Annotated in this window: 14 protein-coding genes; 10 read left to right on the forward strand and 4 right to left on the reverse strand. The window is 68.0% G+C overall.

Annotated elements, in window-relative coordinates:
• Window positions 1–5 precede the first annotated feature (5 nt).
• The gene (locus E9229_RS11335; RefSeq protein WP_183511323.1) at window positions 6–1,298 is read left to right on the forward strand and encodes a dihydrolipoamide acetyltransferase family protein; all 1,293 of its coding nucleotides are present in this window, start codon (window positions 6–8) and stop codon (window positions 1,296–1,298) included.
• An 85-nt stretch (window positions 1,299–1,383) separates the two neighbouring features.
• On the opposite strand, the gene E9229_RS11340 is transcribed toward E9229_RS11335, so the two are convergent.
• Entirely contained in the window at window positions 1,384–1,848 is a 465-nt protein-coding gene (locus tag E9229_RS11340) for a GNAT family N-acetyltransferase (protein WP_183511324.1), read from the reverse strand.
• A gap of 173 nt (window positions 1,849–2,021) precedes the next feature.
• On the opposite strand from E9229_RS11340, the gene E9229_RS11345 reads away from it, so the two are divergent.
• The 4 genes from E9229_RS11345 (at window position 2,022) to E9229_RS11360 (ending at window position 6,415) form a co-directional block, all read left to right on the forward strand.
• Window positions 2,022–3,158 carry an acyl-CoA dehydrogenase family protein gene (locus E9229_RS11345; protein ID WP_183511326.1) on the forward strand — a complete coding sequence of 379 codons (1,137 nt, stop codon included), beginning with the start codon at window positions 2,022–2,024 and terminating at the stop codon, window positions 3,156–3,158.
• 41 nt (window positions 3,159–3,199) lie between these two features.
• A complete protein-coding gene (locus tag E9229_RS11350; protein WP_183511327.1) occupies window positions 3,200–3,733 on the forward strand; it encodes a MaoC family dehydratase in 534 nt (177 codons plus the stop codon).
• Between the two features lie 112 nt (window positions 3,734–3,845).
• Complete coding sequence (gene dxr / locus E9229_RS11355; protein ID WP_221184606.1) at window positions 3,846–5,030, forward strand: 1-deoxy-D-xylulose-5-phosphate reductoisomerase; 1,185 nt, start codon at window positions 3,846–3,848, stop codon at window positions 5,028–5,030.
• A complete protein-coding gene (locus E9229_RS11360; protein ID WP_312855672.1) occupies window positions 5,027–6,415 on the forward strand; it encodes a M50 family metallopeptidase in 1,389 nt (462 codons plus the stop codon). Before dxr ends, E9229_RS11360 begins: the two co-directional genes overlap by 4 nt.
• A 78-nt stretch (window positions 6,416–6,493) precedes the next feature.
• Here E9229_RS11360 and E9229_RS11365 read toward each other — a convergent pair whose 3' ends face one another.
• The 3 genes from E9229_RS11365 to E9229_RS11375 are packed head-to-tail and all read right to left on the reverse strand — an operon-like array spanning window position 6,494 to window position 9,005.
• Window positions 6,494–7,168 carry a response regulator gene (locus E9229_RS11365; RefSeq protein ID WP_183511328.1) on the reverse strand — a complete coding sequence of 225 codons (675 nt, stop codon included), beginning with the start codon at window positions 7,166–7,168 and terminating at the stop codon, window positions 6,494–6,496.
• Window positions 7,165–8,490, reverse strand: a complete 1,326-nt coding sequence (locus E9229_RS19870; protein WP_183511330.1) for a sensor histidine kinase — start codon at window positions 8,488–8,490, stop codon at window positions 7,165–7,167. Before E9229_RS19870 ends, E9229_RS11365 begins: the two co-directional genes overlap by 4 nt.
• Window positions 8,445–9,005, reverse strand: a complete 561-nt coding sequence (locus tag E9229_RS11375) for a hypothetical protein (protein ID WP_183511331.1) — start codon at window positions 9,003–9,005, stop codon at window positions 8,445–8,447. Before E9229_RS11375 ends, E9229_RS19870 begins: the two co-directional genes overlap by 46 nt.
• A gap of 177 nt (window positions 9,006–9,182) precedes the next feature.
• Between E9229_RS11375 and E9229_RS11380 the strand changes: the two genes are divergently transcribed.
• The 5 genes from E9229_RS11380 to E9229_RS11400 all read left to right on the forward strand — a co-directional run bounded on the left by E9229_RS11380 (window position 9,183) and on the right by E9229_RS11400 (window position 13,342).
• The gene (locus E9229_RS11380) at window positions 9,183–9,920 is read left to right on the forward strand and encodes a hypothetical protein (RefSeq protein ID WP_183511332.1); all 738 of its coding nucleotides are present in this window, start codon (window positions 9,183–9,185) and stop codon (window positions 9,918–9,920) included.
• Between the two features lie 120 nt (window positions 9,921–10,040).
• Complete coding sequence (locus E9229_RS11385) at window positions 10,041–10,340, forward strand: YciI family protein (protein WP_183511333.1); 300 nt, start codon at window positions 10,041–10,043, stop codon at window positions 10,338–10,340.
• Between the two features lie 134 nt (window positions 10,341–10,474).
• Complete coding sequence (ispG, locus tag E9229_RS11390; protein ID WP_183511334.1) at window positions 10,475–11,641, forward strand: flavodoxin-dependent (E)-4-hydroxy-3-methylbut-2-enyl-diphosphate synthase; 1,167 nt, start codon at window positions 10,475–10,477, stop codon at window positions 11,639–11,641.
• Window positions 11,595–12,500 carry a GNAT family N-acetyltransferase gene (locus E9229_RS11395; RefSeq protein WP_183511335.1) on the forward strand — a complete coding sequence of 302 codons (906 nt, stop codon included), beginning with the start codon at window positions 11,595–11,597 and terminating at the stop codon, window positions 12,498–12,500. Before ispG ends, E9229_RS11395 begins: the two co-directional genes overlap by 47 nt.
• A gap of 74 nt (window positions 12,501–12,574) precedes the next feature.
• The gene (locus E9229_RS11400; protein WP_183511336.1) at window positions 12,575–13,342 is read left to right on the forward strand and encodes a hypothetical protein; all 768 of its coding nucleotides are present in this window, start codon (window positions 12,575–12,577) and stop codon (window positions 13,340–13,342) included.
• Window positions 13,343–13,365: the final 23 nt, after the last annotated feature.

Below are 13,365 nucleotides of genomic sequence, written 5' to 3' on the forward strand. Positions count from 1 at the left end.
GGAACATGGGCGCGAACAAGACATTCAACCTGCCGGACCTCGGTGAGGGGCTCACCGAATCGGAGATCCTCTCCTGGAGGGTCGCCGTGGGAGACAGCGTGGAACTGAACCAAGTCATTGCGGAGGTCGAGACAGCCAAGGCAGTGGTCGAGCTGCCCTCGCCGTTCAGCGGGGTGGTGACGGGCATCCATGCCGAACCCGGCACTGTGGCCGCCGTCGGGTCCGCGCTGATCAGCTTCGATGTCGGTCCTCCCGACGGATCGGGGGCAGGGGAGCCGGCCGGGCGCGAACCCACGCTGGTCGGATATGGTGCCGCTGTGGAACCGGACGGGCCCCCGGCACGCCGGGCCCGCAAGCCGGCGGCGGCGGCGGCGACTGCCGGGCCAACGGACCAGGTGGCAACCTCGGCGCCGGCTGGCTCCGTGAAGGTCCGCTCCACACCGCCTGTGCGCAAACATGCACGGGACTTAGGCATAGACATCTCCCGGCTGATTGGAAGCGGCCCGGAGGGGCTGATCATCCGGACCGATGTCGATGAGTTTGCCGCCGCCTCGAGGGTGCCCCCGGCACTTGCCGAGGCACCGACGCAACCCGGGGCTCGGGAAATCCGGACCCCGATTCGGGGGGTGCGCAAATACACGGCCGCCGCCGTCAGCTCCAGCGCCTTCACGGCACCGCACGTCACCGAGTTCCTCACGGTGGATGTCACCGAGGGCATGGAACTACTGGAGCGGTTGCGGCCGCTGACGCGGTTCGAGGGACTCAAGCTCACCCCGCTGACCCTGGTTGCCAAGGTGCTCTGCCTAGCCGTGGCCCGGTATCCGGAACTGAATTCGCATTGGGATGAGGCGGCGCAGGAAATCGTCACCTTCAACTATGTGAACCTGGGCATCGCCGCCGCCACCGGTCGCGGGCTGATGGTGCCCCATATCCCCGATGCGCACAAGCTGGGACTGGCCGGACTGGCCGCAGCGCTCACCGGGTTGAGGGAGCAGGCGCGGGCCGGGACGCTGAGTCCGGCCCAGCTGAGCGGAGGAACCATCACCATCACCAACATCGGGGTGTTCGGTGTCGATGCCGGGACCCCGATCCTGAACCCGGGAGAGGCGGCCATCCTCGCCATGGGCCAGGTGCGCTCCACACCCTGGGAGTACCAGGGGCGGATCGAGCTGCGGCAGGTGATGACCCTGTCGCTGTCCTTCGACCACCGGCTGGTGGACGGGGAAGGGGCATCGAGGTTCCTGGCCGAGATCGGCGGGGTGCTGCGGGACCCGGGGATCGCGCTCTCGCTGCTCTGAGCCCGGGCCTCGGACCCCGGACAAGGAGAAAGGGGGATCGCACCGCCATCGGTGCGACCCCCCTGGATCCGGGCGGCGGTGGGGCCTAGCCCAGTTCCATGATCTGTTCCTTGACCACGGTTGCGCGGGCGTTGGAGAAGCCGTTCACCTCGCCGACGACGGTGAAACCGCGGCGCTCAAGCACCTTGATCGAACCAATGTTGTCGGTGACCACACGGGCGCGGATCGGCCGGGTGGTGTACTCGGCGAGGAACGCATCGACTGCCGAAGTGGTGACACCCTGGCCCCAGTACTTGCGTGCCGTCCAATAGCTGATCTCCGGGTAGCCCTCATGGGGGTAGATCAACACCGAACCGGCCACCTCGCCCTCGTGTTCGATGGTGCGCACGATGACACTGGGATCATTGAGGATCATGCCCCAGTGAAGATCGAATACACCCCGGTCCGAGGGGTTGCGGGCGGTGAAGGCGGCCATGATGTTCGCCTCCGGATCCTGCTGGTGTTCGAAGAACCGATCCAGATCCGCGGGCTGCACGGGGCGTAGCTTCACGTTGTCTGCCTCTCTGTCATGCGCGATATACCTCACTAGCCTACCGGTGCCCGCCCTGACTTCCACGCCACCGCGGCCGGTGCCCCTCCGCCGGTGCCGGCTCTGGACAGGGAAGGGCAACGCCGCTAGCGTCGGAAACAGGCAGGGGCGGGTACCGCAAGAAGGAGGAAGCGATGGATTTCGAACTCTCCGAGGAACACGGCGACCTTCGCGCCACGGTCCGGGAATTCGCGAACGAGGTGGTGGCACCGGCTTCCGCCCGCCACGACGCCGAACACAGCTTCCCGTACGAGATAGTGGCGCAGATGGGGGAAATCGGCCTGTTCGGGCTGCCGTTCCCCGAGGAATACGGTGGCATGGGCGGGGACTACTTCGCCCTGGCGCTCGCGCTGGAGGAACTCGGCCGTGTTGACCAGTCGGTGGCCATCACGCTGGAGGCCGGCGTGTGCCTCGGCGCCATGCCGGTCTACCGCTTCGGGACCGAGACGCAGAAGCAGCGTTGGCTGCCCGGGCTCTGCGCGGGCACCGAGCTGGGCGCCTTCGGCCTCACCGAACCCGGCGCAGGCTCGGATGCCGCCGGTACCCGCACCACGGCCGTGCTCGATGACGGGCATTGGGTGCTGAACGGCAACAAGGAATTCATCACCAACTCCGGCACGGACATCACCACGCTGATCACCGTCACGGCCCGCACCGGGGGCGACGGCGCCATCTCCAGCTTCCTGGTTCCGGCACATGCCCCCGGCTTCACCGCCGAGAAGGCCTACGACAAGGTCGGCTGGAGGGCCTCGGACACCCACCCGCTGACGTTGCACAACGTGCGCATCCCCGAGGAGAACCTGCTCGGTGCGCCGGGGCGCGGCTATGCGAACTTCCTCTCCATCCTGGATGAGGGCCGCATCGCCATCGCCGCACTGGCCACCGGCGCCGCGCAGGGCTGCGTCGATGCATCGGTGGCCTACGCCAAGACCCGCACCGCCTTCGGCTCAGCGATCGGCACCAACCAGGGGATCTCCTTCAAGATCGCGCGCATGCAGGCCCGGGCCCATGCGGCCCGGCTCGCCTACTACGATGCCGCCGCCCGGATGCTGGCCGGGGCGCCCTTCAAGGCCCAGGCTTGCATCGCAAAGCTGGTCGCGGGGGAGGCGGCCATGGACAACGCCCGCGACGCCACCCAGGTGTTCGGCGGCTACGGGTTCATCAACGAGTCGCTGGTGGCCCGGCACTACCGGGACTCGAAGATCCTGGAGATCGGCGAGGGCACCACCGAGGTGCAACTGATGCTGATCGCCCGTTCGCTCGGGCTCTAGGTACTTCACCGCCGACACGAGCACCAGGGGAGAGACAGCCGATGACCAACGAGGGCACACCCGCTCCGCACCGGGTTGAACAGCGCGGACTGTACTTCGAGGAACTGGACCCGGAGGCGCTCTACGTGCACAACCCCGGGCGGACCATGACCGAGACCGACAACGTCCTGTTCACCACGCTGAGCATGAACCCGCAAGCGCTGCACCTGGACGCCGCGTTCAGTGCCGCCCAGCCCTTTGGGCGCCGGGTCATGAACTCGATGTTCACCCTGGCAACGCTCGTGGGCCAGTCGGTGGGACAGCTGACCCAGGGCACCATCATCGGGCAGCTGGGACTGGACGACGTGCGCTTCCCGCACCCGATGTACCCGGGGGACACCCTCTATACGGAGAGCAGGATCCGCGAGCTGCGGCCCTCCGCCTCCCGGCCCGGCCAGGGCGTGGCCACCTTCAGGCACGTGGGGCGCAACCAGGACGGCGTCATCGTCGCCGAAGCGACCCGCACCTGCCTGATGTGGACCCGGCAGGCGCACCTGGACAGCCTGCGCGGGCACTTCGAGGAGGACTGGACCTGAGCGTGCCGGGGAGGCTCCCCGGCACCTGCGTGTTCGACGCATCAGGGAAGACTGGGATACTGGGAAAGTGACTTCCCTACCGCACCCCTTCACAGCCCCCGATCCGCAGGCACTGCGCCGGGTCGTGCTGCTGGGCTCCACCGGATCCATCGGAACCCAGGCCATCGACGTGGCAGCCCAGGCACCGGACCGCTTCGCCATCGTCGCGCTCGCCGGGGGCTCGAACCTCACGCAGCTGGCCGCCCAGGCGGTGGCAACCCGGGCCGAAGCCGTCGGCAGCGCCGGACACGGCCTCGACGTCCTGCGTGCCGCCATCGACGATGCGGCACGCGCCGCCTCCGTGACCGGTTACGCGCCCGAACTCTTCTCCGGCCCCGATGCGGCCACTGCCATCGCCGCCTGGCCCGCCGCCGACGTGGTGCTCAACGGCATCACCGGATCCATCGGCCTGGCCCCGACGCTGGCGGCACTGAACGCCGGTCACCTGCTGGCCCTGGCCAACAAGGAATCGCTGATCGTTGGCGGCGAACTGGTTAAGCGGGCGGCGGCCCCCGGGCAGCTGGTCCCGGTCGACTCCGAACACTCGGCGCTGGCCCAGGCGCTGCGCTCCGGTACACCGGACGAGGTGCACCAGCTCATCCTTACTGCCTCCGGCGGTCCGTTCCGCGGGTGGAGCCGCGAGGCACTGCGCCAGGTCACTCCCGCCCAGGCGCTCGCGCACCCGACCTGGGCCATGGGCAAGGTGGTGACCACCAACTCGGCCACCATGGTGAACAAGGCGCTGGAGGTCATCGAGGCGCACCTGCTCTTCGACGTGCCGCTGGGCCGCATCGAGGCGGTGGTGCACCCGCAGTCCGTGGTGCATTCGATGGTCGAGTTCATCGACGGCTCCATCATCGCCCAGGCCTCGCCGCCGGACATGGCCCTGCCCATCGCCTTGGGCATGGGCTGGCCGGCGCGCGTTGCCGGCTCGGCAACAGCCTGCGACTTCTCCGCAGCCGCCGCCTGGACGTTCGAACCGCTGGACGCCGAGGCCTTCCCGGCCATCGAACTGGCCAAGGCCGCCGCCGCCGCCTCGCCCACCCACATGGCAGTCTTCAATGCGGCAAACGAGGAGGCCGTCGAGGCCTTCCACGCCGGGGCCATCGGATTCCTGGACATCGTTGACACGGTGCGCGTGGTGGTGGAGGAATACCAGCCGCAGGCGGCAGCCGGCGGCGAACTCGACATCGACATGGTGCTCGAGGCGGAGTCCTGGGCACGAAACCGGGCACACGATCGTTTGGGACTACTGTGAGCGTTCTACTTTTCATCGTCGGCATCCTGGTCATGGTCGTGGCCATCGCCGTATCCATCGGCCTGCACGAGGTCGGGCACCTGCTTCCGGCCAAGCTGTTCAAGGTCCGTGTCCCGCAATACATGATCGGCTTCGGCAAGACCATCTGGTCCTTCCGGCGCGGTGAGACCGAGTACGGTTTCAAGGCCATCCCGCTGGGCGGCTACATCTCCATGATCGGGATGTATCCGCCGGCGAAGGCCAAGAAAGGCGAGGAAGCCACCGACGCGGACGGTGCCCCGGTGCTGCGCCAGTCGAGCACCGGCATGTTCCAGCAGATGGCCGACGAGGCACGCCATGCGGCTGCCGAGCAGCTGCAGCCCGGTGATGGGAACCGGGTCTTCTACAAGCTGCCCGTCTACAAGCGCGTCATCATCATGCTCGGCGGGCCGCTCATGAACCTGCTCATCGGCACGGTGATGATCGGGATTCTGCTGGTCGGCTTCGGCGTTCCCGAACAGACAAACAAGGTCTCCGAGGTCTATCAATGCGTGGTCCCGCTGAGCCAGCAGCCAACCCGCGATACGGCGGCCAACGGCGGCTGCCTGCCCGGTGACCCGCAAGCCCCCGCCTACGCTGCCGGGCTGCGACCGGGTGACCTGATCACCTCCTTCGGCGGCGTGGCCATCGGGCAGACCCAGTGGCTGGAACTGATCACGTTGATCCGCGACGCAGCGGGCAAGCCCACCCCGGTTACCTTCGTGCGCGACGGCGTGGAGAAGACCGCAACGATCACGCCGCTGGCCACCGAGCGCCCGGCCCTGGACATCAACGGCCAGCCCCTGACAAACCCCGACGGTTCGCTCCAGACCGTCAAGGTCGGATTCATCGGCATGGGTTCCGAATCGGCGACCATCCGCCAGCCGCTGACGGCCGTTCCCGCCGCAGTGGGAGACCAGCTCAAAAGCGTTGCGGGCGTCGTGATCGACCTGCCGGCCCGCGTCGTCGCCGTGGCCCGAGCAGCGTTCTCGAGCGAACCGCGTGACCCCAACGGACCCATCTCCGTGGTCGGCGTGGGCCGGATCGCCGGTGAAATCAGCGCCACCAACCAGATCTCCGTCACTGACAAGGTGGCATCGCTGATCGGGCTGATCGGCGGGCTGAATATCGCGTTGTTCGTCTTCAACTTGATCCCGCTGCTGCCGTTGGACGGTGGACACGTGATCGGCGCGCTCTGGGAGGGCCTGCGCCGCACTGTTGCCAGGACCTTCAAGCGCAAGGACCCCGGCCCGGTGGACATCGCCAAAGCGCTGCCGCTGACCTACGTGGTGGCTTCCCTGATGCTGGTCATGGGCGCGATCCTGATCTACGCCGACATCGTCAAGCCGGTCAAGCTCTTCGGCTAGCCACCCGGTCCTTCACGCCACGACAGCCACAGCACGTTCAGTGCTGTGGCTGTCGTGGCGTGGCGTGTTTTCCGGGCCTCAGGGGCTGTGGTTCCGGCCGGGGTACCGGAACCCGCATTCGTAGGCGAGGACCACTCCCTGGACCCGGTCACGGAGCCCGAGCTTGGCCAGGATCCGGGTGACATGGGTCTTGACGGTGGTTTCGCCGAGATACAGTGCCGCACCGATCTCGGCGTTCGACAGGCCACCGGGCAGCTGGTCAAAGACCTCGAGCTCGCGGCCGGTCAGCCCGGTCAGGACCGCCGGGATGCCTGCCGGTGCCGGTGGCCGTGACACGAACGACTCGACGAGGCGCCGGGTGATTTCCGGGGCGAAGAGCGATCCGCCGGCGTGGCAGGCTCGGATGCCCTCGAGCAGTCGCGCCGCCGGCGTGGTCTTGAGCAGGAATCCGCTGGCACCGGCCCGCAGTGCTGCATAGACGTATTCATCGAGGTCGAACATGCTCAGCATCAGCACCCGGGTCCCGGAACCCGATGCGGCTATCTGTTCCAGCCCGTCGATCCCGCTGCTGCCGGGCATCTGGATATCCATCAGCACCACATCGGCCGCGTTGGCCGCTGCGGCTTCCGCCGCATCCAATCCGTTTGCCGCCTCGGCCGCCACGTCGATATCCGGTGCCGGACCCAGTATCGCCGCGAGTCCGGCCCGGATCAGGTCCTGGTCATCGGCCAACACGACCTTGATTGGACTCATGGGTCCTCCGTCGATGCCGGCCGCAGCCGGGGTGAGAGGATTCCGGTAGCCGGAACGAACACCTCGACCCGGAATCCGCCCCCGGGTGTCGGGCCGTGGTGCAGCGTGCCGCCGGCCAGTGCCGTTTCCTCGGCGAGGCCCAGCAGCCCGAATCCGGTCCCCGTCCCGGGGGCAGTGGTGCCGGGGCCGTTCTCCACCAGGACCCGGGCGCCCGGGACGTCGGATGCCAGCCGCACCCGCACCACGCTTCCCGGTGCATGCCGGGCCGCGTTGAACAGGGCCTCGGCCAGAGCCCGGAACAGCAGCGGCGGCAGCGCCGTGTCATAGGCCGCGGTGTTTTCCAGGTCCAGCACGAGCCCCGCGGCAGACAGGGTTTCCAGCAGCCGGGCCAGGGTGCCGTCATCGACCCGGGTGGCGCGCTCGGCGTCCTCCCGCAGCAGCGCATGGATGGTTTCACCGGATTCCAGCCCCACTGCATCGATGATGGAAAGGGCGCGGCGGGCGCCATCGGGATCGGTGTCGAGCAGCGCGGCAGCGGCATTCGCCTGGATCGCCATCGCCCCGATCGAATGGCTGGTGGCATCGTGCAGGGCCCGGGCCAAGACGAGCTTCTCCCCGGCCAGCGCTGCATCGAAGATGGCGCTGAATTCGGCTTCCAGGTCCCGGGCCACGGCAAGCGCGTCGAGTTCGTCGACCCGGTATCCGGACCAGGCCCGCGCGCAGAAGGCAGACAACGCGACGGTGCCGATGTTCACCGGCAGGTTGACCGGATCGCGCAGCAGCAAGGCGATCGCCAGCGCCGTGGTGAACAGCGCGAAGAGGATCCCCGCGCCCCGGCCCCCGCGCAGCATCAACTGCCAAGTGAGGCAGGCGTACATCGCGGCGATCGCCAGGCACTGGGGCAGCCCGGTGCCCGTCAACGGCACCAGGGCCAGGAAGCAGGCAGCGGCGGCTCCGGCGAGGAGCGGCAGATAGCGGCTCAGACAGGTGGCAAGCAGCAACAGCGCGGCGAGAAGCCGGACCCGGGCGTCCCAGCCCGGGTCGGTGAGCAGGTACTCGGCCACCAGCAGTGTGGCGAGCAGCGTCATGCCGATGACCCAGGGGCCTTCTCGCCGCGAGTTCGACGGCGGCATCGGCCCGGCGGCCGGGGCCGGGGCGGCATGCAGGAAGAGGAGTGCCTCGCGCAGCCGGGAAACTGCGGCCGCGCCGGTGCTCTGGACCGCGTCGATCTTCCCCCGGTCGAGGTCGGCTGCCGCCTCGGATGCCAGCTTCCGGATCAGGGCGACTGCAGCTTCGATATCGGTGACGAACCGCCGCTGCACCTCCTCGAGCCCGGAACCGGCCAGGGACAGGGCGTGCTTGCCCGATCGCGTTGCATCAGCGCCCTGGTCCCGGCCCAGGCCGATCGGGCGCCGTCGGCCCGGCGGCGCACCAGCCTCCCGAAACCGAAGGCGGCGAGGTAGAGCAGCGCGGCGAAGAAGGCGTCGGCCGCTGTGGCCCCCAGCTGCGGGATGGACAGCGTGGCAAGCAGCGGGGCCAGCGCGCAGACGGCAAACCGGTGCCGCAGGTTCCGTCCGCAGCCGAAGGCGATAATGAGCACCGGAATCATCGGGGCAGCGCTTGCGGTGGGGATCCCCAACAACGCCCCGGCCCCGAGCAACAGGGAGGCGCCCACGGCGGAGACCAGCGGTGTGCGGCGGTGCAGCAGCGCCACGGCGGCCCATCCGGCCGCCAGATACAGGTGTCCGTGGCCGTCGAAGGCCAGCAGTCCCGCGGCCCAGAGCCCCGAGCACAGTGCCACCGACCACTCGTCGCCGGAGAATCGGAGCCTGCCCATAGTCAGCAGGGTAGGGGGCTGCGTCGTGTTGCACGAGCGACCCGGGGATGACCCGGCATCCTCCGGGAGTAGGTGTCTGCTCGGTGCCCCGCGCCGGATCACGGGATCCGGGTCCCCGGGGCAGGGTGGCGGCAACGGAACCGCAGGGCCGGTTCCCCTGGACGAAGGCGGCAGGACATGAAAACACCATGCAGGGAACTCGATCCGGTACCCGCGGGAGCCATGGAGCGGTGGGGAGTGGCCTGCCTGCTGGCCGTCCCGCTGTTGGCCGCCGTGATGGACATGCTGCGCATGTGGTCCGAGGGCGATGGCGCGATCACCGGTGGGATCGGGGAGCCCGAGGCCGGGGCGAGGGCCCTGGCCTCGGTGGCGGCATGCCCCGGCCCCATGGCCGCCGCCACCATCCTGGCTTTCGCCACGGCCTTCGTGGCGATCCCGGCGCTGCCGGCGATCTGGAGGCTGACCCGTCCGGGGCTGCCGGTACTTGCCGTGGTGCTTGCCGCAGTGGGCTCCTGCTTCGTGCTGGGCCGCGTCATCCACACCTGCGTGTACTTCACCTGGACCCTGTTCATGGCCACCCGGCTGCCGCTGGAGCAGGCGGTGGGCATCGACTCGGAGATGAACGGATTCTGGCCGGTAAACATGGTCATCGTCCCGACCATCCTGGGCCTGGTGCTGTGGCTGCCCCTGTTGGCTGTTGCCCTCTACCGGGCCGGGCGGATCCCGCTGTGGGCGATGATCCTGATCCTGGTGGTCAATGTCGCGTTGATCGTCTTGGGAAGCTCCTACGCCACGGCTGTGGCCATGGGCCTGGGAACGCTCATCGGGTTGCTGCCACTGGCCCGCGGGGCACTGGATCCGTCACCGGCGGCTTCTCCGGACCGGCGGGCACCGGCGCGGCCCTCCCTTCCCTGAACCGGCGTCGACGCACTTGCCCGGGGGAGCGGCATGGTTCCGGCTTTGGCCGGGACCGCGCCATGTCACATCGCGACCCGAGTTCAGGTCGGTGGCAGCTACAGCGGTTAGGCTGGCCCCATGAGTGTTTTCGCAGTCGAATACGTATATGCAGCAGATTCCGAAGCGGTCCGGGACGAGCACCGCCCCACACACCGGGCCTTCCTGACCGGGCTGACCGCCGAAACCGGGGACGTCGCGTTGATCGCAGCCGGCCCCTACACCGATGGCAGCGGCGCCCTGCTGATGTTCTCCGCACCGGAGGAAGCAGTCCTGGCCGCCACGTTGAAAAACGATCCCTTTGCCGTCCACGGCACCATCAGTGCCCTGCGCATCACCGCGTGGGCGCCCGTGACTGGTGAGCTTAAGCACCACGCCTAAGGCTTCGGCCCCGCCGATGCGGGCGGGAGGCTGGAACCGGGTGGCAAAGACCGTGCCGATCCCGGCCTTTCTTGCCGCAGCGGGGTGGATAATGGATACAGCTTTGCAATAGTCCCCACCACACGGAGGAAACATTGACCTCGGTCAGCCTCGGAATGCCTTCGGCACCGCCACCAGTCCTTGCCCCGCGCCGTAAGACGCGCCAGATCAAGGTCGGATCGGTCGGGGTTGGTTCCGACTACCCGATCAGCATCCAGTCGATGACGACGACCCCGACCACCGACATCAACGCGACGCTGCAGCAAATCGCCGAACTGACGGCGACCGGCTGCGACATCGTGCGTGTTGCGTGCCCCTCGGCCGACGACGCGGCTGCCCTGCCGATCATCGCCAAGAAGTCGCAGATTCCGGTGATCGCCGACATCCACTTCCAGCCGAAGTACGTCTTCGCCGCGATCGAGGCCGGCTGCGCCGCCGTCCGCGTGAACCCGGGCAACATTCGCAAGTTCGATGACCAGATCAAGGAAATCGCCAAGGCCGCCACCGACCACGGCACCTCGATCCGCATCGGCGTCAACGCCGGTTCGTTGGATCCGCGCCTGCTGGCCAAGTACGGCAAGGCCACCCCGGAGGCGCTGGTCGAATCCGCCGTCTGGGAGGCCTCGCTGTTCGAAGAACACGGCTTCCACGACTTCAAGATCTCGGTCAAGCACAATGACCCGGTGGTCATGGTCCGCGCCTACGAGCTGCTCGCACAGCGCGGGGACTGGCCGTTGCACCTGGGCGTTACCGAGGCCGGACCGGCCTTCCAGGGCACCATCAAGTCGGCCACCGCCTTCGGCGCACTGCTGGCCCGGGGCATCGGCGACACCATCCGCGTCTCGCTCTCCGCCCCGCCCGTGGAGGAGATCAAGGTCGCCAACCAGATCCTGCAGTCGCTGAACCTGCGCCCGCGCAAGCTGGAAATCGTCTCCTGCCCCTCCTGCGGCCGCGCCCAAGTGGACGTCTACACGCTGGCCGAACAGGTCACCGCCGGACTCGAGGGCATGGATGTCCCGCTGCGCGTCGCCGTCATGGGCTGTGTCGTCAACGGACCGGGTGAGGCCCGCGAGGCCGACCTCGGCGTGGCCTCCGGCAACGGCAAGGGCCAGATCTTCGTCAAGGGCGAGGTCATCAAGACGGTGCCCGAGGACCAGATCGTCGAAACACTGATCGAAGAGGCTATGCGCCTCGCCGAGGAAATGGGAGGCCCGGATGGCGAGAATACTGTCCAGGGTGGCCCCGTGGTTTCCGTCAGCTAAAAGCCGGCGTACCCCCGGGGAACCCCTCACGGAGTCCATCCGCGTCCTAGCAGACGCCGACACTCCGGCCCTGCGCGCGCTCATCGCACGGGACCCGGTATCCAATATTTTCATGGACGCCCAGCTCGATGCCATCGGTGGCGCGGGGCCCGCTTCCTCGGGCTCCTTCGTCCTCGGACGCTTCGACGGCGGCCTGTTGATTTCAGCCTGCTGGGTGGGCGCCAATCTGGTGCCGATCCAGATGACCGGGGAGGACGCCGCCGAGTTCGCCCGGGTGCTGGTCCCCATGGGACGGCACTACGCCTCGATCTTCGGCCCTTCGGCCGCCGTCCTTGGACTGTGGCAGGGGCTGGGCGAGGGCACTCAGCGGGCCTTCGACGTGCGTGAGCACCAGCCCCTGATGGTGCTGGATGCAGCCCCGCAGGTGGCGCCGAACAAGGCCTTGCGGATCAGCCACGAGGGCGAGTTCGAGTTGCTGCTGCCGGCCTGTGCCGCCATGTTCGAGGAGGAACTGGGCTACTCGCCACTGGCGGCCGGTGGGTCCTACTACCGTTCGAGGGTGCGCAGCCTGATGCGCCAGGGGCACTCGATGGTTGACATCAGGGACGGAGAAATCAGGTTCAAGGCCGAACTGGGCACCGTCTCGGCCAGGGCAACCCAGATCCAGGGCGTCTGGATGAACCCGAAATACCGCGGCCAGGGTTCAGCGGCGGCCTACATGTCGGCCGTGGCCGGATACGCGTTGTCGCTGGCCCCGGTGACCAGCCTGTACGTCAACGACTACAACGCCCCCGCCCTGGCCACATATAAAAAGGTCGGATTCGAAGTGGTCGGGGAATTCGCCACCGTGCTGTTCTGAGCGGCGGGTGGCTTGTTGCCCGCTCGGGAGACCCCCGGGATTTCGAGAGCCGGCACGGGTAGAATGGCAACCCCATGACAGATTTCACCGCCCCCGTTTTCCTCCGCCCGGCTTTCAAGCGATCCCTCGGCATGTCCATGGCTGTTTCGGCGTTGGGGCTGGCCCTGCTGCTGTCCGGCTGTTCCTCGGGAAACCCTGTTCCGGATCCTTCGGGGGGTACCGGCACTGTGACCCCGCCGGCGGAACTCGGGAAACTCGACGCATCTGTGCTCGAGGACGTGGCACGGACTTTCGCCGCTGAGCATCCCGGTTCCAAGATGCTGGACGGGGCCCAGATCCGCGCCCAGATACCGGCGACCGAGAAGTGGCTCAAGACGGTGGTCATCGAACCCGAGCGCTGTGGCTACTATGGCGGGCAGAGCCTGACCGAGCAGCTTGCCGTGGCCGAGCTGGCGGTCGTGACGCTTCCGCGAGCCGAGGGGCAGCAATCCGCGCAAATCACCGTGTCCTCCTATCGGGAGGCCGAAACGCTGGTCGCCGACATCTCCACCCAGCAGTACCTGGACAAGGACTGCGGGACGTTCAGCGTGACCAGTGGCGGCCAGACGGTGAAGAACAGGATCGAGGCGGTCCCCGTTGATTCTTCCGCGCCGTACGGTTCGGGCATCCTGGCCACGGCGACCAGCGGGAAAAAGACCACCAGGAACCTGACGGTCAGGGCAGTCGATGGGAACGTCATGGTGACCTCCACCCGTGATGCCGGTTCCGATGTCGCCGCGGCCACCCAGGCGGCGCAGACCGACGTCGAGCGGATGCTCGAGCTCCTGCGCGCCCGCGGCTAGGAGTCCCCGGACGGCCGGAGGGT

This window comes from Paeniglutamicibacter cryotolerans, from assembly GCF_014190875.1.
GTDB lineage: Bacteria > Actinomycetota > Actinomycetes > Actinomycetales > Micrococcaceae > Paeniglutamicibacter > Paeniglutamicibacter cryotolerans.

Coding starts and splice junctions, on each gene's coding strand:
- E9229_RS11335 (WP_183511323.1), top strand. CDS start 6: ATGGGCGCGAACAAGACATTCAACCTGCCGGACCTCGGTGAGGGGCTC.
- E9229_RS11350 (WP_183511327.1), top strand. CDS start 3,200: ATGACCAACGAGGGCACACCCGCTCCGCACCGGGTTGAACAGCGCGGA.
- E9229_RS11400 (WP_183511336.1), top strand. CDS start 12,575: ATGACAGATTTCACCGCCCCCGTTTTCCTCCGCCCGGCTTTCAAGCGA.
- E9229_RS11365 (WP_183511328.1), bottom strand. CDS start 7,168: ATGAGTCCAATCAAGGTCGTGTTGGCCGATGACCAGGACCTGATCCGG.
- E9229_RS11385 (WP_183511333.1), top strand. CDS start 10,041: ATGAGTGTTTTCGCAGTCGAATACGTATATGCAGCAGATTCCGAAGCG.
- E9229_RS11380 (WP_183511332.1), top strand. CDS start 9,183: ATGAAAACACCATGCAGGGAACTCGATCCGGTACCCGCGGGAGCCATG.
- E9229_RS11375 (WP_183511331.1), bottom strand. CDS start 9,005: ATGGGCAGGCTCCGATTCTCCGGCGACGAGTGGTCGGTGGCACTGTGC.
- E9229_RS11395 (WP_183511335.1), top strand. CDS start 11,595: ATGGCGAGAATACTGTCCAGGGTGGCCCCGTGGTTTCCGTCAGCTAAA.
- E9229_RS11345 (WP_183511326.1), top strand. CDS start 2,022: ATGGATTTCGAACTCTCCGAGGAACACGGCGACCTTCGCGCCACGGTC.